Raw genomic sequence first — 21,182 nt, forward strand, 5'->3', positions numbered from 1 at the left:
CGGTATTCCTTTCTTCTCTGGGCGCAGCGTATCGGCGATCAGTTCGCCTGCGCAGCGCGGTAGGGCTCGAACCAGCCGAGCCCCGCGGTGGTGCCGGCGCGGGGTCGGTATTCGCAGCCGATCCAGCCGTCATAACCGAGTTCGTCGAGCAGGCTGAACAAATAAGGGTGGTTGATTTCGCCGTGATCGGGTTCGTGGCGGTCCGGCACGCCGGCGATCTGGAAATGGCCGACCCGCCCGGTCGGCAGATGCTGGCGGATCTTCATCGCCAGGTCGCCCTCGACGATCTGGCAGTGGTACAGGTCCATTTGCACCTTCAGGTTTGGCGCACCGACGGCGGTGACGATCTGGTGGGCGTGGTCCTGGCGGTTCAGGAAAAAACCCGGGATGTCGCGCGTATTGATCGGTTCGATCAGCACCTCGAGACCGGCCAACGCCGCCTCGCCGGCCGCCCACTCGAGGTTGCGCAGATAGGTTTGCTGATGCGCCGCGCGGTCGGCCCCGCCTGGCAACAGGCCGGCCATCAGGTGGATGCGCGGGCAATTCAGTTGCTGGGCATACGGCAGCGCCTGCTCGGCAAAACCACGGCGGAATTCGTCCTCGCGGCCGGGCAGGCTGGCGAGACCGCGTTCGCCGCCGTCCCAGTTGCCCGGCGGCGCGTTGAACAGCACCTGCTGCAGGCCGTTCGATTGCAGGCGGTCGGCGAGTTCGGCCGGCGCAAATGCATACGGGAACAGGAATTCGACGGCCCGGAACCCGTCTTTCGCGGCCGCGGCGAAGCGGTCGAGAAAATCGAGTTCGGTGTACATCATCGACAGGTTGGCGGCAAAACGGGGCATCGCGAACTTTCGGGAAGATGAACGGAATCAGTCAGGTCACCAGCGGGCGCCGAACTGGCGCCGCAGTTGATCAATGTCGGCTTCGGCCAGCGCTGTCGCGCGCCGGTTGGTCAGCAGCCACAGCCGCGCGGTCTCTTCGAGTTCTTCCAGCACCGCCGAAGCGGCGGCCGGGCAATCGTGCCAGACATTCGGGCCGAGGCGGTCGAGCATCACCGCGCGCAATGGCGTGCCGCGGTCGCGGGCTGCGCTGATTGCCGCGCTGACGAGCGCGGCCACCGCCGGATCGCCCGGCCGGTGGTAGGCGATCAACGGCACATGGCCGACCTTCATCACGAAATACGGCGTGATAGGCGGCAGGATGTCGTCGTCGCGCCAGATGCCGGCCAGCGTCAGCGCAACGAGGTGGGTGCTGTGGCTGTGGATCACGCATTGCGCGCTGTCGTCGCTGTCGTAGATGGCGCGGTGCAAGGCCAGCGTCTTGCTGGCGCGGTCGCCGGCCCGCTGCGTGCCGTCCGCGCCGACATGTGCCAGCCGCTGCGGGTCGAGATGGCCGAGGCAGGCGTCGGTCGGCGTGATCAGGTAGCCGGCACCGTCGGGCAGCCGGGCACTGATGTTGCCGGCGGTTGCATGCACATACCCGCGCTCGAACAGCGAACGGCCGACCCGGCAGATTTCGGCGCGCAGTCCGGCATGCTCGGCCATCAGTCGACCAGGTCCAGCGCCTTGGCAAAGAAGTCGACGCTGCCGAAATTGCCGGATTTCAGCGCCAGCAGCAATGGCCTGCCTTCGGCCTGCGTCCATGGCACGCCGGGGTCGATCGTCGCGCCGATCCGCAACGACGACACGCCGAGCGCCTGAACCACCGCGCCCGAGGTCTCGCCACCGGCAATGACCAGACGACGAACGCCGCCATCGACGAGACCGGCGGCAATCCGCGCCAGGCAGTGTTCGACCAGCTGGCCGGCGCGGTCGGCGCCGAGTGCCGACTGCACCTGCTGCACCTGTGCCGGTTCGGCGGTTGCATAAATCAGCACCGGCTGCTGCCTGCCTTCGACGGCCGCCCAGGCCAGCGCCTGCTCGGCCACCGGCGCGCCGCCGGCCAGCGCCTGAACGTCGATCTGCCAGGCCGGCCGGCCGGCCGCCACCCAGTCGCCGACCTGCGCATTGGTCGCACTCGAACACGAGCCCGAAATGACTGCCGCGCTGCCGCCGACGCTATCCAGCGTCGCCGCCCGCTGATCGGGAACCAGCCAGCCGCGCTCTGCATAGACCACTGGCAGGCCGAGGGCAACGCCGGAGCCGGCGGTGATCAGCGGCAGATCGGCACAGGCCTGTGCGAGCACCCGCAGGTCGTCGTTGCTGACCGCATCGGCAATCGCCAGCCGCACGTCGTCGGCGCGCAGCGCGGCGATGCCGGAACGTGCTGCTTCGACGCCGCGGGCCAGCGTGTCGTAGCGCAGCAGGCCAACCGCCGAACGCGTCTGCGACTGCAGCACCCGCACCAGGTTGCTGTCGGTCATCGGCGTCAGCGGATGGTTGCGCATGCCCGAGTCGCTGAGCAACTGGTCGCCGACGAACAGGTGGCCGCGGAAAACGGTGCGGCCGTTTTCCGGGAAGGCCGGGCAGGCGATCGCAAAATCGCTGCCCAGCGCGTCGAGCAGCGCATCGGCGACCGGGCCGATATTGCCGGCGGCGGTCGAGTCGAAGGTCGAGCAGTATTTAAAATAGAACTGGCGCGCACCGGCGTCCTGCAGCCAGCGCAGCGCGGCCAGCGATGCGGCAACCGCATCGGCAGCCGCGGTGGTGCGCGACTTCAACGCGACGACTACCGCATCGGCGGCCGGCGTCGGGCCCTGCGGTATGCCGATCACCTGCACCGTGCGCATGCCGGAGCGAACCAGCATGCTGGCCACGTCGGTGGCGCCGGTGAAATCGTCGGCGATCACCCCGAGGGTGATCCGTGATGGGTCAGTCATTGGTTCAGGCAGCAGCGGCCGTGACGCGATCCCTGCCATTCTGCTTCGATTGGTACAGCGCCGCATCGGCGCGGGTGATCAGACTGGCCGCATCGTCGCCGGCGCCCGACAGCGCGACCCCGGCAGACACCGTGACCGTCAACACCACTTCGTTGGTTGCGCGGTTGCGCACCTTCATCGCCTTGACCGCCTTGCGCAGCCGCTCTGCCAGCCGGATGCTGTCTGCCGCGGTGGTCGCCGCAAGCAACACGGCAAATTCCTCGCCGCCATAACGCGCAGCGGTGGCGCCGGCGGGTTCGGCACATTGCTTCAGCACTTCGCCAAGCGCCTGGATCACCCGGTCACCCATCAGGTGGCCGTGGCTGTCGTTGACCTGCTTGAAATGGTCGATGTCCAGCATCAACAGCGCATGGCAGTGCCCTTCGGGCGGCGGCGACTTCAGCATCGCGTCGAGCTGTACATCGAAACCGCGGCGGTTCAGCACCCGCGACAGCGGGCACAGCAATGCATCGACGCGCTCGCGTTCCAGATCGGCACGCAGGTTGGCGATCTCCTGCTGGCTTTTTGCGACCCGCTCGTTCAACTGTTGCACCGCCTGCTGCATCCGCGTGGTACCGGCCAGCACATCCTCCAGCCAGTTCGGCACCGATCCGGCGTCGCCGCTCTTCAGCGAGTCGTTCAACGCGGTCAGGCTGCTGGTGAACTGACCAGCGGTTTCATCGGTGCGGCTGGCCGCGTCGGCCATCCCGCTGATCAACTGCTGGAAACGCTCGCTGATATTTTCGGCTTTCTCGGCATCGAGTTCGGCAACGTACTCGCCGTGCAGCCGCTCGATCATCGCGTCGTCGAACCGCGTTTCTGCGCGCAACTGCTCCTCGATCGCCTGGCTCAATGGCGGATTGATGCCGGCCACGTGTTCATACCAGACGGCGAAGGTCAACGGGGTGAAGGCCGCCTGATGGCGGCCCATTTCGGCCAGCGCGAGGCGAAGCAATTCGGCGCTTTGTTCCCGCTGTTGTCTGTATCGCATGGTTGCGTGGTGCTCGGATCGGGGCGTGGTGCCGACTCGCCGGGCGGGATGGCCGCAGCGATCAATCTGGCGCGAGATACCGGCGCCCCTCTCGATCATTATCGGCGAGCCGGGGTCGATACTTCAGTCCGTCAGGCACCGGCGAGCAGGCCGAACACTTCGCGCAGCACCGCGTTGAAGTTTTCGAATCCGGATGCCGACGGCAGCCATCGGTAGATACCCTCGGCCGGGTCGTACGACAGCCCCATCGGCGCGGCGACGATGCGCAGATCGCTGCCCGCGCTGGCGCGGAACGCGCGCAGCGCGCGGCGCATGTGCCAGCCGTCGGTGACCAGCAGCACGGTATCGACGCCGTCGTTGCGCAGCAGCTCGATGCTGTGGCGCGCGTTTTCGCGGGTATCGCGCGACCGGTCTTCGACCCAGCGCAGCGGCAGCTGGTATTCGGTGGCGGCTATGGCTGCGGCGATGGCGGCTTCGCTGTCGCCGGTCGGCTGCTGCCAGCCGCGGCCGCCCGAAAAAGCCACCGGCGCGCCGGTTTGCCGGGCCAGCCAGAGCCCGTAACGCAGCCGCTGCAGCGATGCGTCGCTCAGGCTGGCCGCCGCATATTCCGGCGCCAGCCGCTCGCGGCCACCGCCGAGCACGACGATTGCCATCGGCGAGCGGTCGGCGCCGCCGGCTTGCGCGACCCGCTCCGCCAGCGTCGTGATCGCCGGCTGCGCAAGCGGCGGCGGGTGCAGCCCGGCAATGCGTGCCAGCGCCAGCGCTGCGCCGCTGGTCGTGCTGAGCCACAGCCCGGCGACGCCGACGCCGATCAGCAGCCAGCCGATCCGGCGATGCCGGCGCAGCAATGCTGCGGCCAGCAGCACCAGCAGCAAGAATGGCACCGGCGGCAGCAACGCCACCGTCAGCAATGGCTTGACCGACTGCAGGTCGAGCGACTGGAAAAGACCGTTCACGGGGGCAGGGTGCTTGTTGGGGATCGCAGGCGCAGTGGCGCAGAATGGCCGTTGTCACTTTGCGGGAGTCGGTCCGATGGGCTCATCAGCGCGCACGATCACGCTGGCCAGCGGCTGTTTCTGGCGCACCGAAGCCGTCTTCGAGCGGCTCGAGGGCGTCATCTCCGTCGAATGCGGGTATACGAACGGGTTTCTTGCCGCGCCGCGGTATGAGCAGGTGTGCAGCGGGCATACCGGCCATGTCGAGGTCGTCAAGCTCAGTTATGACCCCGGGCGCATCAGCCTGCGGCAGATCCTGGAGGTATTTGCTGCGATCGACGCGTCGGCAGGCGCCGACCGGATGCAGGTCGACGTCGGCCCGCAATACCGCTCCGGCATCTATGTCGACAATGATGCCGACGCCGCGCTGGCAGCAGCGGTGCTGGCGGACATCGAACGCTGCGGCGGCCGGCCGGTCGAGGCCGAGATCTGCCGGCGCGAGAACTACTGGCCTGCCGAGGACTACCACCGCCATTTCTGCGGCCGCCACCCCCATGCCGGTTATTGCTCGCTGATCGTTGCGCCGACGGTGCGCCGGGTGCAGCAGGATTTTGCGCGGCTGACCGGCAACCGCTGAGCGTCGGCTCCCATCACGGCGCAAGGCGTTCGCGGATCCAGCCTGCCTCGCCTGCCTCGCCGGTGCCGGCAGGCCGGTAGCGCAGCCGGTCGTGCAGTCGAGACGGCCTGCCTTGCCAGAACTCCCAGCGGTCGGGATGCAGCCGGTAACCGCCCCAATGCGGCGGCCTCGGCGGGTCGAGCAGGAACTTCGCCGCATAACGCGCCGCATTGGTGACCAGCTCGGAGCGGCCGGAGATCACCTGGCTTTGTGGCGATGCCCAGGCACCGATCCGCGAATCCAGCGGGCGCGACTTGAAATAGGCGTCGGACTCGGCATCGTCGACCTTGTCGACCCGGCCCTCGATGCGCACGACCCGTTCGAGCTCGACCCAGTGGAACTGCAGTGCCGCCCATGGGCTGGCCACCAGTTCCTGCCCCTTGCGGCTGTTGTAGTTGCTGAACCAGACGATGCCCCGCTGGTCGAGGCCCTTGATCAGCACGATCCGGGTCGACGGCCGGCCATCGGCGCCGACGGTCGCCAAGGTCATTGCATTCGGCTCCGGCAAGCGGCCGTCGATCGCCTGCTGCAGCCAGGTCTGGAACTGCCGCAACGGATCGGGATCGGAAACCTTCTCGTCGAGTTCGTCGCGTTCGTAACTCTTGCGCAAAGCCGCAATGTCGTCCATCGCCGAAGTTTAGGGCAAGGCTGAACAAGTCCATGGCACACGGCGCGCCAGCGCGGGTTGGCGATTTACCTTACGGGGAATGCCTTAAGTGAAGGCCCTCTGGATTTCATCGGCTCGGGCGTTGATGCTGTGCAGCATCGGCCCGTGCTGGCGTTTTGCCTTCTGCGGTGCCGCAGGAGGGGATTTTTGATGCAAGCAAGACCAGCGGTGATCGTGCTGGCTGCCGGCGCGGGCGCCCGTTTCGACGGCGCTGGAGGACACAAACTCGCACAGGAGCTGCTCGATGCGTCGGTGCTCGGAACGACGCTGCGCCATGCGGTGGCCAGTCATCTGCCGGTAGTCGTCGTGACGACGCCGGCCTTGGCCGATCTCGCCTGCCGGCACGTCGCATCGCGCGATGTCGTCGTGCTGCCGGCGGTCGACAGCGGATCGGCCGAGCCGGTCGGCATGGGTTATTCGATTGCAGCCGGCGTCGCCGCGCGGGCGCATGCCGGCGGCTGGCTGATCCTGCCTGGCGACATGCCACTGGTCCAGCCGTCCACGCTGATCAAGGTCGCGGCCGCACTCGTCGATCACCCGGTTGCCCATGCCCAGCATCGCGGCCGCCGCGGCCATCCGGTCGGTTTTGCCGCCGAGCTGTATTCGGAACTGGTGGTGTTGTCCGGCGACGACGGCGCGCGCCGCCTGCTGTCGCGCTACCCGGTCGCCCAGGTCGAAGTCGACGATCCGGGTGTGTTGCTCGACGTCGATACCGAGGCCGATCTCGAACGGCTGCGCGCCGTCGCGGCCGAAGGCCAGCAGGATCCGGAAGCGACGCTGTCGCCGCGCAATTGAGCGTCAGCCCCCGCGCTCGCTGTCGCCGGGATCGGTTGGTCACTCGTCCGGGCATCCGGGTCGGCTGATTTGCAGCGGCTGCGGCGGCGGCAGGCCCAGCCCGAGCGCCGCCGCTGAGGATGACGGCTCGGTGAAATGCGCGTGGTGCAGGCCGTGACCCTTCGCCAACTGGACCAGCCGCTCGATCGAACGGTCGCGGATGCCGCAGGCGCGCAGGCAGGTGGCGGTTTCAACGAGGTAGTCGAAGGTGCGCCCGTAGCGGCCGCTGGCCACTCGCAGGATGCGCAGCATCGCATCGTCGTCGATCGGGCCGGTGAAACTCGGACTGCGCCGGCTCAGCGTGAAGGCCAGTGCACGCACCGGCCCGGAGGCGGTTCTGCACATCAGCCATTTCGGGTCGTAGACGCCGGTCGGCATTTCGCGGTGCCAGAGCCGCTCGAGGTCTTGATCGACGCTGTCCGCCGCCAGCCGATAGACCATGCCGCGGCAGGAGCCGCCGGGCACCAGCGCAAAAACCAGTCCCGGCGATTCGGGCGTGCCGCGGTTGACCCGCGACGTCATCTTCAGGCTGCGGTGCCAGCCGTGGACGCTGGCCGGACGCTGCTCGGCGGCGTCGAATTCCGGCCGCCAGATCAGCGACGCGTAACCGAAGACCCACAGCGGCGTCTTGCCGCCCCACTCGCGGCGGACCTTTTGCAGCAACGGCGCCGGATCGCGCAACGGCGGGGGCAGCCCGGCGTTCATCGGCTCGATTTGACGGCCTGGCCGAGTTCGATCACCGCCATCGCGTAATAACTCGACCAGTTGTAGCGGGTGATCGCATAGAAGTTGCTCGTCCCGGCGACATAACTGGCCGCGGCGCTGCCGTTTTGCAGTTCGACCAGCGCGAGTTTGCCGTCGTGTTCGATCGCCGCCGGCGGCAACCAGGCGCCGCGCTCGATAAATTCGCGGGCCGTGAAGGTCGGCAAGATATCCGGCGCGAGCAGCGCTGCCCGATCGCTGACATCGACCGGCGCACCGACCTGGTGGTGGGTTGCCAGCCCGGGTTGCCAGCCGAAGGCCGCCAGGTAGTTGGCGACGCTGCCGATCACGTCGGCGGTGTTGTTGTGCAGGTCGATGCGTCCGTCGCCATCGAAATCGACCGCATATTTGCGGATGCTGCTCGGCATGAACTGCGGCATGCCCATCGCGCCGGCATAGCTGCCGCGCATCGCGAGCGGATCGATCGCCTGGTCGGCGCACCAGCGCAGGTAGTTTTCCAACTCGTCGCGGAAGAATGGACTGCGGTCGCGGCGCCCGGCCGGATAGTCGAATGCGAGCGTTGCCAGCGCATCGATGACCCGGAAAGTGCCCATCTGGCGGCCGTAGATCGTCTCGACGCCGATGATGCCGACGACGATTTCGGCCGGCACGCCGTACCGCGCCTCGGCCGCGGCCAGCCAGCGCTGGTTGGCATCCCAGAAAGCGCGGCCGGCGCGCACGCGCACCGGCTCGATGAAGCGGTCGCGGTAGGCGGCCCAGTTTTTTGCGGTGCCGGCCGGTGGTGGCGACATCAGCCGTGCGACCGTCGGCAGATACCGCGCCTGCTCGAGCATGCGGGCGACCCATTGCGGATCGAGTTGCTGCCGGCTGGCGATGTCTTCGCCGAACCGGCGCACGTCATCGCGGCGGCCGTAGATCACGTCGTCGGGCGCATCGTCATTGCGTGGCGACGCCGCCGCGGCCTTGCGCCGCGATGGTTTGTTGTCGGCGGCCTTTTTCGGCTTGGCCTTCGCGGGCGACGCCGAGCGCTGATGATTTGCCGCGTCAACAGCGGCTGGCGTGGCCGCGCCGAGCAGCGCAAGCGAAACAAGACAGCACAGGCTTGTGATCCGGTTCAGCGGCATGGGGAATGGATTCGGTTCGGCAATCGGGTCGATCGTGGAGATGATTCAAACACTGGCGGCGCGCGCGATCAGGCGGGCCTCGGCAAGGAACCGGCGGGTCAGGCCGGAGTCCGGGCGGCTGCGGGCAGCCGGACCATAGTGCTGCAGATCGAGCTGCTCGAGCAACTCGGCCAGCACAAACCCCTGCTCGCCGAGCCGTTGCCGGACGCGCGCGGCCAATGCGCGCGGCGGCTCGTGCGGCGCCGATTCGATGCCCAGCGAAACCAGCCGCCGGCGCAGCAGTTCGCGCTGGCGCTGCCACGGATCGACGCGGGCATGGTCCCACCAGGCCCAGGTCGCAACCGCCAATGCGAGGCCGCTCAGCGAGCCGATCAGCAGCAGCGCGAGGTCCTGCCAGGTGGCTGCATCGAGGCCGATCGCCTTCAGCAGCCCGATCTGGTGGCCACGGGTATAACTGAGCACCCACTGGTTCCAGCGGTTGTTCGCAGCGTCCCAGAAATCGCGCAGCCCGCCGAGGAAAGCCGGGCTGACCCTGCCCCAGGTTTCGGCCACCAGCCCCGGCGTCGGGCGCAACAGCAGGTTGCCGCGAATCCGTTCGGGCGCCACCGCGGCGGTCGGGTCGGCCCGCAGCCAGCCGCGGCCGGCCACCCAGTATTCGGCCCAGGCATGCGCAGCGCTCTGGCGCACCGTGTAATAGCCGTCGATCGGAAATGGATCGATGCCCTGGTAGCCGGTGACGATGCGCGCCGGTATGTCGAGCGCGCGCATCACGACAACGAACGCGGCAGCAAAATGTTCGCAGAACCCCTCGCGTCGATCGAGCCAGAATTCGTCGATCGCGCCGTAGGGATCGGTTTCTCCATAGATGCCGGGCGCCAGCGTATAGCTGAAGCCGGCGCTGCCAATGTGCTGCAGAACGGCCTGCGCGAGCGTCGTCGCATCGGCTTCGGCAAGCCCGGGCTGGCGCCGCAGCGCCACCGCCCAGGCCAGTGTTCTCGGGTTGTAGCCGGGCGGCAGTTCGACGTATTCCTGCAGGCCGAGCACCGGATCGAGCGGCCCGTGGCGGAACCGGGCATAAGCCTCGGCAGTAAAACGCAAGCGCTCGAACACCGGCCGCTCGACCAGCCACTGCAGGTCGCTGCGCTGTCGGACGGCATAGCCGTCGATCTGCGGCGGCGTCACCGCCACCTCGAGCAAGGGCAGCACCGCGAGTTTCAGTGGCTCGAGTGTCATCTCGTAGCGCCGCGGCTGGCCGTCGACCTGCAATTCGGCCGCCGGACGCAGCGCGCTCGGAAATACCGACGGCAGCTGGGCGCCGATGACGCGCCATTCGCGGCCGTCGAAGCGGCCGAAAACCGGCCCGCGGAAATACTGGCTCTGCGGCGGCGGCGCGCCCCGCCCGTCGAGAAAACGCAGCCGCATCGCGACGCTGTCGTCCTGCGCCAGCTCGGCGATCGAGCCCATCTGCATCCGCGACGACAGGCCGGTCTTGCCGCCGGCATCCTGCGGCACGCCCCACAGCGGGCCGATGCGCGGAAAAAAGACGAACAGCAGCGCCATGATCGGCGCGCCCCACAGCGCGGTGCGTGCGGCCAGCCCGGCCGCCTGGCGCAGCGCCGGCTGGCCAACCGGCATGTGGGCGAGCACCAGCGCCGTCAGCAGTCCCCAGACGGATACCAGCATCGCCAGCGCGACCAGCAGCGACTGTGAGAACAGGAAATGGGTCAGCACCAGGAAGAAGCCGAGGAAAAAGACGACGAAGGCGTCGCGCCGCGCCCGCAGTTCGAGCGTCTTCAGCGCCATCAGCACCACCGCCATCGTCACGCCGGGTTGTTTGCCGAGCAAGCTGCCAAAACTGGCAAAGGTGCCCACCGTCGCCAGCAGCAGCAGCGCGACCAGCCACCAGCGGCCCGGCAATGGGGCCAGCGTGATCGCGAGACGGGCTCGCCACGCCAGCACGCCAGCGGTCAGCGCGCTGCACCACAGCGGCAGCTGGGCGGTGTGTGGCAGAACCGTCCAGGCGATCACCGCGAGCAGAAACAGCGTATCGCGGCTTTCGCGTGGCAATTGTGCGATCCAGGCCCAGCGAGGCCGCTGATGCTGCACGGCCGCAGGCGAGGTTGCCGAAACTTGCCTCGTCAGCGCCACGTTGCCAGTGCCTCCAGGCAATTGCGCCGGTGCAGCTCACCGTGCGCCGGCGCGATGCTTCTCGACGGCAGGCGCAGGCCGTAGTTGATGCCGAGCCGGTCGGCGGCGATGACCCATGCGGTCAGCCGCGACAGCCGCTGCTCCGGCTCGAGCGGCGCGCAGGACTGCCAGTCCAGCCACAGCGTGCGCAGGCCCTGGGCTGTCGGTTCGCGGCTCAGCAGCTCGCCGCCGGCATCGAGCAGCTTGGCCGCCTTGCGCCAGACGATGGTCTTCAGCGGATCGCCGCGGCGGTAGTTGCGGATGCCGTCGCTTTCGCTGCCGCTGCCGGCGCTGCGCAGCTGTTGCCGGATCGCTGCGCCGCTGCCGTCGGCCGCCGGCAGCGGCGGCGGGTCGGCTTCCGGCTGCGGGTAGACCAGGCAGCGCGCCGCCGGACGCCAGATCGTCCAGGCGCGGAACAGGCCGAGCGGAAAGCGGGTCTGAACGGTCAGCCGCGGCAGCGGCTGCAAACCGCGCTGGCGGGCGGTGAACGACAGTTCCGACGACACCTGGCCGCCGGCGGGTACGTCGACCCAGCTCAGACGGTCGGCGCCGGCGGTATGGATCACCAGACCGATCCCATATCGCGGCTGCTTGTCGGACGCCGGCGCCGAGACGACGACCTCGATCGGCGCCGGGCTGCCGGCAAATACCGCCGGCACCGGCTTCAGATGCAGCCGCAACCCGCGCAGCGTGTTGTGGGTCCACTGCATCGACACGACGCCGCTGCCGGCAAGCAAAAAAGTCAGCACATAGCCGAGGTTCAGCTGGTAGTTGATCGACGCCAGCAGCAGCGTCAGCACGGTGATCGTGAACATCAATCCGGCGCGTGTCGGCAGGATGTAGATGTTGCGTTGCGTCATCAGGTGGCTGTCGCTGGGCGCGGCGCGCAGCTGCCACCAGCGCCGCAGGCCCTGCCGCAGCTGCAGCTCGATGCGGCCGAGCTGCCGCGTCGGCGAAGCACTCATCGCACCGCCCCGCCGCTCGCGCCGGCGCCCGTCGAACCGTGCCTGGCGCCGATCATCAGGGCACGGCCACCGATTCGATCATCGCCCGCACCTGCTCGACGCTGCCGCGGCCGGCGCCGGCGACCGGGATCAGCCGATGGGCGATGCACTGCGGCAGGATCGACTGCACATCGTCCGGCGCGACATGGTTGCGCCGGTCGAGCAGCGCGCGGGCGCGCGCTGCGCGCAGCACGGCAAGCCCGGCGCGCGGGCTCAGGCCTTCAATGAACCAGCGCCCGGACCGCGTCGCCGCGATCAGCGCCTGCAGGTAGTCGAGCAACGCGTCCGATGCATGCACCGCCAGCACGCTGCGCTGTACCGCAAGCAGTTCGGCCGGCTGCATCACCGGCTTCAGCTGGGCGATCGCGGAACGGCGGTCGGTGCCGGCGAGCAGCGCCCGCTCGCTGGCATGGTCCGGATAACCGAGGGTGATGCACATCAGAAAGCGGTCGAGCTGGCTTTCCGGCAGGTTGTAGGTGCCGAGCTGGTCGCTCGGGTTCTGCGTCGCGATGACAAAAAACGGTTGCGGCAGCGCGCGCGTTTCGCCCTCGACGGTGACCTGCTGCTCTTCCATCGCCTCGAGCAATGCGCTCTGCGTTTTCGGGCCGGCGCGGTTGATCTCGTCGGCGAGCAGCACCTGCGTGAAGACCGGCCCGGGATGGAAGACGAAGCGTTCCTGCGCCCGTTCGTAGACGCTGACGCCGATCAGGTCGCTGGGCATCAGGTCGGAGGTGAACTGGACGCGCGAAAAACGCATGCCGAGCGAGACCGACAAGGCGTGCGCCAGCGTCGTCTTGCCGACCCCCGGCACGTCCTCGATCAGCAGGTGGCCGCCGGCCAGCAGGCAGGCGACGCTGTCGATGATCTGCGCGCGTTTGCCGACGATGATCGTGCTAACCTGATCGACGAGCTCGCCGAGTTGGCTGACCTGTGCTGCGTTGATTTCGCTCATCGCTGGCGCCTCGGCTCGATCGGGCTGGATGCCTGCATCTTCGCCTTGCCCAACGTCACCGACCCGCTCTCTTCACGATTCATGCCAACTGCCTTCTACAGCCATCCGGATTGCCGCGGCCACGACATGGGGCGACATCACCCCGAATGCCCGCATCGCCTCGATGCGATCGATGATTTTCTGCTGGCCAGCGGCCTCGATATTGCACTGGAACGGCGGGAAGCACCGATTGTCGATCTGAAAGACGTCGCGGCGGCGCACGAGAGCGGTTATGTTGCACGTTTGCAGGATCTGCTTGCCCGTGTCGACGAGTGCGGCAAGGCCTGTGCGATCGATCCCGATACCGTCGCCGGGCCGGGTACCTGGCAGGCGATCCTGCGCGCCGCAGGCGCCGCCGTTGCAGCCACCGATGCGGTGATCGCCGGCGATGCGGAAACCGCGTTCTGCGCCGTCAGGCCGCCTGGCCACCATGCGACGCGGCGCGAGGCGATGGGCTTCTGTTTCTTCAACAACGTGTGCATCGCCGCGCGCCGTGCGCTCGACGTGCACGGCCTGCAACGGGTGGCGATCGTCGATTTCGACGTCCATCACGGCAACGGCACCGAGGACATCGTCGCCAACGACGACCGCATGCTGATGGTCAGCATCTTCCAGCACCCGTTGTATCCGGGCAGTGGTGCGACGCCGCTGGGCACCAACATGGTCAATGTGCCGGTGCCGCCGTATACCGGCGGCAACGAGGTGCGCGAGCTGATCGAGGCGATGTGGATGCCGGCGCTCGAGCGCTTCAAGCCGCAGATGATCTTCGTTTCGGCCGGCTTCGACGCCCATCGCGAGGACGACCTGGCCCAGCTCGGGCTGGTCGAGGCCGACTATGAATGGATCACGCGGCGCATCGTCGATGTCGCCGATCGTTTTGCCAACGGGCGGATCGTCTCCTGCCTCGAGGGGGGCTACAACCTCGGCGCGCTGAGCCGCAGCGTTGCCGCGCACCTGCGCGTGCTTGCCAAGGTCGACGGCTGACGCCAGCCGGCTGTCGGCATCCGGCCGCGCCGGTCAGAAATTGTGGCGCACGCCGACGGCAATACTGGAGAACTTGCCGCCGTACAGCTGCGCGTCGTCGGTCACCCGCGTGTAGTAGGTGTAGGCCTTGGTGCGCTTGCTGAGGTTGTGGTTGTAGCCGAGCGTCACCTGCCGCGCATCGTCATTGGCAATCGCGTTGCCCTTGACCTTCTCGGCATAACCCATGTTCAGATGCAGCTCGCCCGGCCCGATCGCATACATCAGCACGCCACGCAGCGCGTTGCGCCGGGTGTCGGTGCCGAAGCTGTCGTCGTTGCGGATGAAATAGCCGCCGACGCTGAGTGCACCGAACTCGTAGAGCACCCGCAGACCGAGTTCCTTCGGCCGCGGGCCGCGCACGCCGGCACCGCTTTGCAGATAGCTGATCCCGACGTGCCACGGTCCCTTGTCGTAGTTGCCGGTCAACACCTGGGTGCGGCCGAGCTGGCTGTTCTCCGACAGGCTGGCCTGCGCATCGATCACCCAGCCGTCGATTTCCGGCGAGGTGTAGGCGATCATGTTGGTTGCACGACCGGGATAGAGATAGAACGCGTCGGCCGACGAGCCGGTATCGTGGTTGTGCAGGCTGATGTAGTCGGCGGTTGTGTAATAGGCGTTGGTCGCGCCCATATTCCCGAGCCGGGTGCGGCCGAAACTGCCGCCGATCGCGACCCAGCTCTCGCGGCCCCACATCGCTGTGCCTGACTGCGCGCCGGTGTCGACGTTGAAGCCGTGCTCGATCAGGAAGCTGGCACTCATTCCGCCGCCAAGGTCCTCGATGCCGCGAAAGCCGACCCGCGAGGCGTTGTCGTTGAGCCGATAAACGGTCTGGTTCGCATTGCGCGTGCGCTCGACGGTCGCATTGACGCGGCCGTAGGCGGTCACTGCACCCTGCGCAAAAGCGCCGCCGGCCGCCAGTGTCGCGATGGCTGCAAGCAGAAGATGGCGGTTCATGTCGGCTCCCTGGGCGTGCCGCCCGTGTTCGATGCAGCCTGTGCTGCGGTGGAACGGCAAATTCTAGGTAGTTCCACCAAGCTGGCGACAGCCCCGGCGTCGCCGTTGCTGCGATGCAACAACGGGCGCGCAGTTCAGCGGCCGCGCAGGTGGGCCGGGGCTTCGAGCCGCTTCGCCAGCAGCGACAGGCTCAGCGTCAACACGAGGTACAGCGCCGAGATCGCGAGGTAGGGCTCCCAATAGCGTGAATAGGCGCCGGCGACGGTACGCGCTGCCAGCGCCAGTTCGGCCAGTCCGATCGCCGAGACCAGCGACGAGTCCTTGATCAACGTGATCCCTTCGTTGACCAGCGCCGGCATCATCCGCCGAAAGGCCTGCGGCAACACGACGAATCGCATCGCCTGCGCATGCGTCAGGCCGACGCTGTAGGCGGCCTGTGTCTGGCCGAGGTGGATGCTCTGGATGCCGGCACGGAAGATCTCGGAGATATAGGCGCCGGCGTTCAGCGTCAGCGCCAGCGCGCCGGAGAAAAATGCGCCATGCGACTGCCGGAAGTCGCGCGCGGCATCGCCGGCGAGCAGCAGCCCGGAATCGGGATGGATCAGCGCCGGCATCACCGCAAAATGCACCAGCAGGATCTGCACGAACAGCGGCGTGCCGCGGAAGAAGGTCACATAGGCCGTCGCCACCGCGCGCAACGCGATCAGCAGCGCACGCAGCGGCGCGGACTTCGGCTGCGGCGCATCGCGCGAGCTGCTGATCAGGCCGAACAGCACACCGAGCACCAGGCCGGCGGCGATCGCGACGATCGTCAGCTTGACCGTCGTCAGCAGGGCGCTTGCGAACAGCGGGCCATAACCCGCCAGGATCTCCCAGCGCAGATCCATTGCGCGGTGGCTCCGGGCTTATCTCGACGCCGCCGATGCAGCGGGCGTCGCCGCCTGCGGCGTGCCGAAATACGTCGCATAGATGCGGTCGTAGCTGCCGTCGGCCCTGATCTCGGCGAGCGCCTTGTTGATCTTCTCGAGCAGTTCGGTATTGCCCTTTTTCACCGCAATGCCGTATTGCTCGCTGGCGAATGCGGCCGGATCGGCGACCGACTTGAATTTCGCCGCCGCATTGTTGGCGACGTAGTTTTCGACCACGCCGTTGTCGGCAACCACTGCGTCGACGCCGCCGGCTTCGAGTTCCTGCAGCGCCAGTGGCGTCGACTCGAAGCGCCGGATCGAGGTGCTGGTCTTGCCCTGCAGCTTGCTGACCGCCTCGTCACCGGTGGTGCCGGTCTGCACGCCGACCTTCAGCTTCTTCAGATCGGCAAATTTCGAGATTTTCGAATCGGCCTTCACCGCAATCAGCTGCTGCGCATTGAAATAAGGATCCGAGAAATCCATCGACTGCCTGCGCTCGTCGGTGATCGTGATCGCCGAGACGAGCAGGTCGCGGTCGCCCTGGTCGAGCGTCGTGAAGATGCCTTCCCACGGCGTATTGACGAATTTCACCTGCAGCCCGGCCTTGTCGGCGATCGCACGGACGATGTCGATGTCGAAGCCGACGATTTCGCCGCTCTGGTTCTGCGACTCGAATGGCGCATAGGCCGCATCGGTGCCGACGACCAGCACCCGGGCAGGTTCAGCAGGCGGTGCCGTCGTCGCCGTGGTGGCGGCAGCGGGGGCGGTCGATTCGGATGGCGGTGCATCCTTCTTGCCGCAGGCGCCGAGCAGCATTCCGGCCACCAGGACGGCGGCGGTCTGCAGAAAGCGGCGGGTGGTCAAAACGCGCATGGCAGCTCCCTCGAGTCGTGACCGCATCGAGCGGTCGCGTGGTGTATCGAAGAAGTGTACGCGGCGCTTGCCGCGATGCCGTGTATCGACGAGGGCGCCGTTGGCGCCAGCCCGTCCAGTACTCGAAGCCGGTCACCCGGCCCCGAAGCCGAAGCTCAAAGGCCGATGCGGGCTGCGCGCTGGCGCAGCTCGGCAGCGCGTGCCGGATCGGTGCTTTCGATCGTCGCCGCGGCGCGGTGCAGTGCTGCCATGCGCTCGACATCGGCAAGAATGCGGCGCGGGGTGAAAATGACGCGCAGGAAAGCCGACACTTCGGTGGCAAAAACTTGCCAGGCCCGCTGTGCGAGACCGCTCTCGCCGAGAATCGTCGTTGATTGCTGCTTGTTGATCGTGATCGTGGTCATCTGTCTGGTATCCGTTCTGTAACTTCAGAAGCGAGTCTAAGGGTTTTCCCGGTAATAGGGAATACCCTGATCCCGGGTGAGGTCGCAGACGTCGCGTGATGACAACGGTTGCCCAGCGCCAACCCGCACCTGAAAGGACTATCCATGGCCACACTGATCTACACCCACGCCGCCTGCCTGGACCACCAACCGGGCCCAGGCCATCCGGAGGCGCCGGCCCGCCTGAGCGCGGTGCTGCAGGCGCTGCAGGCGGCTCCGTTTGCCGACCTGCAGTGGCGCGATGCGCCGCTCGGTACCACCGACCAGGTCGGCTTGATCCACACGCCGGCCTATATCGACGAGGTTGCGTCGCGCGCACCGGCCCACGGCCATGCGATGCTCGACGGCGGTGACACGGTCATGTCGCCGGGCACCTGGGAAGCGGTGATGCGTTGTGTCGGCGCCGCCTGCGCCGCAGTCGATGCCGTCGTGGCCGGCGAGGTCGACAATGTGTTCTGCGCGACGCGCCCGTGCGGCCACCATGCAGAAGCCGATCAGGCGATGGGTTTTTGCGTCTTCAACCAGGCGGCGATTGCCGCGGTGCATGCGCAGCGCGCCCATGGTTTGCAGCGGGTTGCGGTGGTCGACTTCGACGTTCACCACGGCAATGGCACGCAGAACTCGTTTTATGACAAGCCTGACCTGTTCTACGGTTCCTGCCACCAGGCGCCGTTCTACCCAGGCACCGGCTCGCGTCAGGAGTCGGGTGTGGCCGGCAACATCGTCAATATCCCGCTGGCGCGCGGCTGCAATTCGCAGACATTCCGCGATCGGATGGCTTCAGAACTGTTGCCGGCGCTGCGCAACTTCGGCCCGGAATTGCTGATCATCTCGGCCGGCTTCGACGCGCACCACCTTGATCCGCTCGGAGGCCTGAATTTCACCGACGACGATTACCACTGGATCACCAGCGAGCTGATGGCGGTGGCCGATGAAAAATCATCTGGCCGTGTCGTCTCGGTACTGGAAGGCGGCTACAGCCTGGAAGGCCTGGCCAGCGGATCCGCCGCCCACGTCAATGCGCTGATGCGGCGCTGACGGAGTGAGAGAGACCGGCCCTCCGCGACCCATAAGCGATCATGGATGGTTGTGCGAAAAAAGTTTCACTATCGGTTATCGAACCAGAAACCTACAGTGCATCCAAGACGGCGCAACCTGTGCCGTCCACACCCTCTGACAAGGAGTGCAAGGATGACGACTTCGGTTTCTTCGCCCGCCACCGCCACGTTCTGCGACCGCGATCGCCACGCGTTCAACGCCAGCTTCCATGACCTTGGCCTGGTCTGGTACTGGGACATCGATACCTTCGAGGAACTGCAGGCGCCGGGCCGCGATGCCGCGGCGATGGTGCGGGCCTACCTGACCACCGCCCAGGCGCACCTGCTGAAGGCCTACGACGTCGAATTCCTGGTCGACCGGATCGTCGCGCGGATGAAGGAAATCCGCGCCAGCGGCGCCGCCCGTGCGCCGCATGCAACGGCCTTCGAGCGGCCGGCGTCGTGCCGGGGCGTGATCGGCTTCTGACCTGCTCGACGCCGACCCGGGCCGGCGGGCGAGGGTCGCTACCATCGGGGGAACATGACAAGCCTCCGAACGCAAGCGATCGACGCCCTCGTCTGCAGCGACCCCGACCGCAAGGCGGCGCTGGCGCGCCGTCTTGATCCGGCAGCCGCGCTGATCGGTCCGGATGAACAACTGGCCGAACCGGCCGGCATACCGGGCCGGCCGCAGCGGCCACAATTGGTGCCGCACACCGCACTGAAGCAGCGTTCGATGGCCACCGTCGAGGGCCGTGCGGCGTTGATCCACGCGCTGGCGCACATCGAGCTGAATGCGATCGACCTGGCGCTCGATTTGTGCTGGCGTTTTGCCGGCCTGCCGGACGCGTTCTACCGCGACTGGGCCGGCGTCGCCCGCGAGGAGGCCCTGCATTTCGAACTGCTGCGCGATCACCTGCACGGGATGGGATTTGCGTATGGAGATTTTCCGGCTCACGGTGCCTTGTGGCAGATGGCCGAGAAAACCCGCGGCGACCTGCTGGCGCGCATTGCACTGGTGCCGCGCACGCTCGAGGCGCGTGGTCTCGACGCCTCGCCACCGATCCGCGCGAAACTGGTCGGCGCCGGTGACCTGCGCGGCGGCGAAATCCTCGACATCATCCTGCGCGACGAAATCGGCCATGTCGCGATCGGCAATCGCTGGTACCGCCGGCTCTGCGCCGAACGCGGGCTCGACCCGGTGGCGACCTATGCCGAACTGGCGCGGCAATTCCAGGCGCCGCGGCCGCGCGGGCCATTCAACCTGGAGGCGCGGCGCGCGGCCGGTTTCGAGCAATCCGAACTCGACGCGCTCGGTGCGATCTGAAGTCGCGACTGCCACCGTCGGGATGAAGGCCGTCCGCCGGTCGGCCCATTTGGCCGCCGCACCAGCAAGCAGGCCGTTCTCCCTAGAATCGTCGTTTTTCCTCGCCCGGGCGGCTTGCCGTTTGCCATGTCCCTATTCCAGATCGATGAGCACGTTCCGCAGCTCGACCCGTCTGCATGGGTCGCCGACAGTGCGGCGGTGATCGGCAATGTCCATCTGGCCGCAAACAGCAGCATCTGGTTCAACGCGGTGCTGCGCGGCGATACCGAGCGGATGACGATCGGCAAGGGCAGCAATGTGCAGGACGGCAGCGTGCTGCACGCGGACCCGGGCTTTCCGCTGACCCTTGGTGACAACGTCACCGTCGGCCACCTGGTGATGCTGCATGGCTGCACGGTCGGCGACGGCTCGCTGATCGGCATGCAGGCGGTGGTGCTGAACGGCGCCCGGATCGGCCGCAACTGCCTGGTTGGCGCCGGCGCACTGGTCACCGAAGGCAAGGAATTTCCCGATGGCTCGCTGATCGTCGGCAGCCCGGCGCGGGCGGTGCGCCAGCTGAACGCCGAGCAGCTTGCGATGCTGAGCCACGCAGCCCATCACTATGTCGACAACGCGCAGCGCTACCGGCGCGGCATGAAAAAACTGCCCGATCCCGCATGAGCGAAGTACACAAATTCCTGTTCGAAGGCCTGCCGGTGCGCGGCATGGTGGTTCGCCTGACCGATGCCTGGCGCGAGGTGTTGCAGCGCCGCCAGCAGGGCGGCGACCCGTGGCCACAGCCGGTGCGCACGCTGATGGGCGAGATGGCCGCGGCCGGCGCGCTGATGCAGTCGAACATCAAGTTCGACGGTGCGCTGGTGCTGCAGATCCACGGCGACGGCCCGGTCAAGCTGGCGGTGGCCGAAGTGCAATCGGACCTCGCATTTCGCGTCACCGCGCAACTCGACGGCCCGGTTGCCGACGGCGACGGCATCGAGGCGATGCTCAATGTCAACGGGCGCGGGCGTTGCGCGATCACGCTCGATCCAAAAAACCGCCAGCCCGGCCAGCAGCCCTATCAGGGGGTCGTGCCGCTGTATGGCGACCAGCGCGAGCCGCTGCAGCGCTTGAGCGAGGTGCTCGAGCACTACATGCTGCAGTCCGAGCAGCTCGATACCAAGCTGGTGTTGGCCGCCAACGACGAGGTTGCCGCCGGCTTGCTGATCCAGCGCCTGCCGGTTGAAGGTGTCGGCAACCTGGGCGGTGAACGCAACGAGGACCAGATCGGCGAAAGCGAGGATTTCGACCGCATCGCGATGCTGGCCGCCACCTTGTCGGCCGATGAATTGCTGAGCCTCGACGTCGACACGCTGCTGCGACGGCTGTTCTGGGAAGAAAACCTGCGCCGTTTCGAGCCGATGCGCGGCGAGCTCGGCCCGCGTTTTGTCTGCAGCTGTTCGCGCGAGCGGGTTGCGCAGATGCTGAACAGCCTCGGCCGCGAAGAGGTCGAGAGCGTCGTTGCCGAACGCGGCGAGGTCGAGGTCGGCTGCGAGTTCTGCGGCATCAAATACCACTTCGATGCGGTCGACGTCGGTGAACTGTTTGCGCCCCTGGCCGCCCAGGCGCCAGGGTCGGCGAGCATCAACTGAGCA

23 protein-coding genes are annotated in these 21,182 nt (G+C 67.3%); 8 read left to right on the forward strand and 15 right to left on the reverse strand.

Features of this window, described 5'->3' with window-relative positions; genetic code table 11:
• Positions 1 to 38: 38 nt before the first annotated feature.
• The 5 genes from otnI to ACNH6H_RS23115 form a co-directional block, all read right to left on the reverse strand.
• A complete protein-coding gene (otnI, locus tag ACNH6H_RS23095) occupies positions 39 to 839 on the reverse strand; it encodes a 2-oxo-tetronate isomerase (protein ID WP_418320619.1) in 801 nt (266 codons plus the stop codon).
• Positions 840 to 875: 36 nt separating this feature from the next.
• Entirely contained in the window at positions 876 to 1,541 is a 666-nt protein-coding gene (locus ACNH6H_RS23100) for an aldolase (RefSeq protein WP_418320620.1), read from the reverse strand.
• Positions 1,541 to 2,815 carry a 3-oxo-tetronate kinase gene (otnK, locus tag ACNH6H_RS23105; protein ID WP_418320621.1) on the reverse strand — a complete coding sequence of 425 codons (1,275 nt, stop codon included), beginning with the start codon at positions 2,813 to 2,815 and terminating at the stop codon, positions 1,541 to 1,543. The genes ACNH6H_RS23100 and otnK overlap by 1 nt, the downstream gene beginning before the upstream one ends.
• A gap of 4 nt (positions 2,816 to 2,819) precedes the next feature.
• A complete protein-coding gene (locus tag ACNH6H_RS23110; protein ID WP_418320622.1) occupies positions 2,820 to 3,845 on the reverse strand; it encodes a diguanylate cyclase domain-containing protein in 1,026 nt (341 codons plus the stop codon).
• 131 nt (positions 3,846 to 3,976) lie between these two features.
• Positions 3,977 to 4,801 (reverse strand): YdcF family protein, encoded by an 825-nt coding sequence (locus ACNH6H_RS23115; RefSeq protein ID WP_418320623.1) that lies wholly within the window; start codon positions 4,799 to 4,801, stop codon positions 3,977 to 3,979.
• A 76-nt stretch (positions 4,802 to 4,877) separates the two neighbouring features.
• Here ACNH6H_RS23115 and msrA point away from each other — a divergent pair, with 76 nt between their 5' ends.
• On the forward strand, positions 4,878 to 5,417 hold the full coding sequence (gene msrA, locus ACNH6H_RS23120) for a peptide-methionine (S)-S-oxide reductase MsrA (protein WP_418320624.1): 540 nt from the start codon (positions 4,878 to 4,880) through the stop codon (positions 5,415 to 5,417).
• 13 nt (positions 5,418 to 5,430) lie between these two features.
• On the opposite strand, the gene pdxH is transcribed toward msrA, so the two are convergent.
• Positions 5,431 to 6,084, reverse strand: a complete 654-nt coding sequence (gene pdxH, locus ACNH6H_RS23125; protein WP_418320625.1) for a pyridoxamine 5'-phosphate oxidase — start codon at positions 6,082 to 6,084, stop codon at positions 5,431 to 5,433.
• 189 nt (positions 6,085 to 6,273) lie between these two features.
• On the opposite strand from pdxH, the gene ACNH6H_RS23130 reads away from it, so the two are divergent.
• The gene (locus tag ACNH6H_RS23130) at positions 6,274 to 6,918 is read left to right on the forward strand and encodes a nucleotidyltransferase family protein (RefSeq protein WP_418320626.1); all 645 of its coding nucleotides are present in this window, start codon (positions 6,274 to 6,276) and stop codon (positions 6,916 to 6,918) included.
• 39 nt (positions 6,919 to 6,957) lie between these two features.
• Here ACNH6H_RS23130 and ACNH6H_RS23135 read toward each other — a convergent pair whose 3' ends face one another.
• The 5 genes from ACNH6H_RS23135 to ACNH6H_RS23155 all read right to left on the reverse strand — a co-directional run bounded on the left by ACNH6H_RS23135 (position 6,958) and on the right by ACNH6H_RS23155 (position 12,947).
• Entirely contained in the window at positions 6,958 to 7,662 is a 705-nt protein-coding gene (locus ACNH6H_RS23135) for a gamma-glutamylcyclotransferase (RefSeq protein WP_418320627.1), read from the reverse strand.
• Complete coding sequence (gene mltB, locus ACNH6H_RS23140) at positions 7,659 to 8,804, reverse strand: lytic murein transglycosylase B (protein ID WP_418320628.1); 1,146 nt, start codon at positions 8,802 to 8,804, stop codon at positions 7,659 to 7,661. The genes ACNH6H_RS23135 and mltB overlap by 4 nt, the downstream gene beginning before the upstream one ends.
• Positions 8,805 to 8,849: 45 nt before the next feature.
• Positions 8,850 to 10,871, reverse strand: coding sequence for a transglutaminaseTgpA domain-containing protein (locus ACNH6H_RS23145; protein ID WP_418320629.1), 2,022 nt, complete (start codon positions 10,869 to 10,871; stop codon positions 8,850 to 8,852).
• A 71-nt stretch (positions 10,872 to 10,942) separates the two neighbouring features.
• Positions 10,943 to 11,956, reverse strand: coding sequence for a DUF58 domain-containing protein (locus tag ACNH6H_RS23150; RefSeq protein ID WP_418320630.1), 1,014 nt, complete (start codon positions 11,954 to 11,956; stop codon positions 10,943 to 10,945).
• A 55-nt stretch (positions 11,957 to 12,011) separates the two neighbouring features.
• Entirely contained in the window at positions 12,012 to 12,947 is a 936-nt protein-coding gene (locus ACNH6H_RS23155; protein ID WP_418320631.1) for an AAA family ATPase, read from the reverse strand.
• 81 nt (positions 12,948 to 13,028) lie between these two features.
• Between ACNH6H_RS23155 and ACNH6H_RS23160 the strand changes: the two genes are divergently transcribed.
• Positions 13,029 to 13,970, forward strand: coding sequence for a histone deacetylase family protein (locus tag ACNH6H_RS23160; protein WP_418320632.1), 942 nt, complete (start codon positions 13,029 to 13,031; stop codon positions 13,968 to 13,970).
• Between the two features lie 33 nt (positions 13,971 to 14,003).
• Here ACNH6H_RS23160 and ACNH6H_RS23165 read toward each other — a convergent pair whose 3' ends face one another.
• The 4 genes from ACNH6H_RS23165 to ACNH6H_RS23180 form a co-directional block, all read right to left on the reverse strand.
• Complete coding sequence (locus ACNH6H_RS23165) at positions 14,004 to 14,963, reverse strand: porin (protein WP_418320633.1); 960 nt, start codon at positions 14,961 to 14,963, stop codon at positions 14,004 to 14,006.
• A 134-nt stretch (positions 14,964 to 15,097) separates the two neighbouring features.
• Positions 15,098 to 15,850, reverse strand: a complete 753-nt coding sequence (locus tag ACNH6H_RS23170; RefSeq protein WP_418320634.1) for an amino acid ABC transporter permease — start codon at positions 15,848 to 15,850, stop codon at positions 15,098 to 15,100.
• A gap of 18 nt (positions 15,851 to 15,868) precedes the next feature.
• A complete protein-coding gene (locus tag ACNH6H_RS23175) occupies positions 15,869 to 16,744 on the reverse strand; it encodes a basic amino acid ABC transporter substrate-binding protein (protein WP_418320635.1) in 876 nt (291 codons plus the stop codon).
• A gap of 155 nt (positions 16,745 to 16,899) precedes the next feature.
• Positions 16,900 to 17,148: a hypothetical protein gene (locus ACNH6H_RS23180; RefSeq protein ID WP_418320636.1), complete on the reverse strand. Its 249-nt coding sequence runs from the start codon at positions 17,146 to 17,148 to the stop codon at positions 16,900 to 16,902.
• Between the two features lie 144 nt (positions 17,149 to 17,292).
• On the opposite strand from ACNH6H_RS23180, the gene ACNH6H_RS23185 reads away from it, so the two are divergent.
• The 5 genes from ACNH6H_RS23185 (at position 17,293) to ACNH6H_RS23205 (ending at position 21,179) form a co-directional block, all read left to right on the forward strand.
• Positions 17,293 to 18,225, forward strand: a complete 933-nt coding sequence (locus ACNH6H_RS23185; protein WP_418320637.1) for a histone deacetylase family protein — start codon at positions 17,293 to 17,295, stop codon at positions 18,223 to 18,225.
• Between the two features lie 153 nt (positions 18,226 to 18,378).
• Positions 18,379 to 18,711 carry a hypothetical protein gene (locus tag ACNH6H_RS23190; RefSeq protein WP_418320638.1) on the forward strand — a complete coding sequence of 111 codons (333 nt, stop codon included), beginning with the start codon at positions 18,379 to 18,381 and terminating at the stop codon, positions 18,709 to 18,711.
• Positions 18,712 to 18,765: 54 nt separating this feature from the next.
• Positions 18,766 to 19,551, forward strand: coding sequence for a ferritin-like domain-containing protein (locus ACNH6H_RS23195; RefSeq protein WP_418320639.1), 786 nt, complete (start codon positions 18,766 to 18,768; stop codon positions 19,549 to 19,551).
• A 126-nt stretch (positions 19,552 to 19,677) separates the two neighbouring features.
• Positions 19,678 to 20,211 carry a gamma carbonic anhydrase family protein gene (locus ACNH6H_RS23200; protein ID WP_418320640.1) on the forward strand — a complete coding sequence of 178 codons (534 nt, stop codon included), beginning with the start codon at positions 19,678 to 19,680 and terminating at the stop codon, positions 20,209 to 20,211.
• Entirely contained in the window at positions 20,208 to 21,179 is a 972-nt protein-coding gene (locus ACNH6H_RS23205) for an Hsp33 family molecular chaperone HslO (RefSeq protein WP_418320641.1), read from the forward strand. Before ACNH6H_RS23200 ends, ACNH6H_RS23205 begins: the two co-directional genes overlap by 4 nt.
• The last annotated feature ends 3 nt before the right edge of the window (positions 21,180 to 21,182 follow it).

It is taken from the genome of Pseudideonella sakaiensis, assembly GCF_048320135.1.
GTDB lineage: Bacteria > Pseudomonadota > Gammaproteobacteria > Burkholderiales > Burkholderiaceae_C > Ideonella_A > Ideonella_A sakaiensis_A.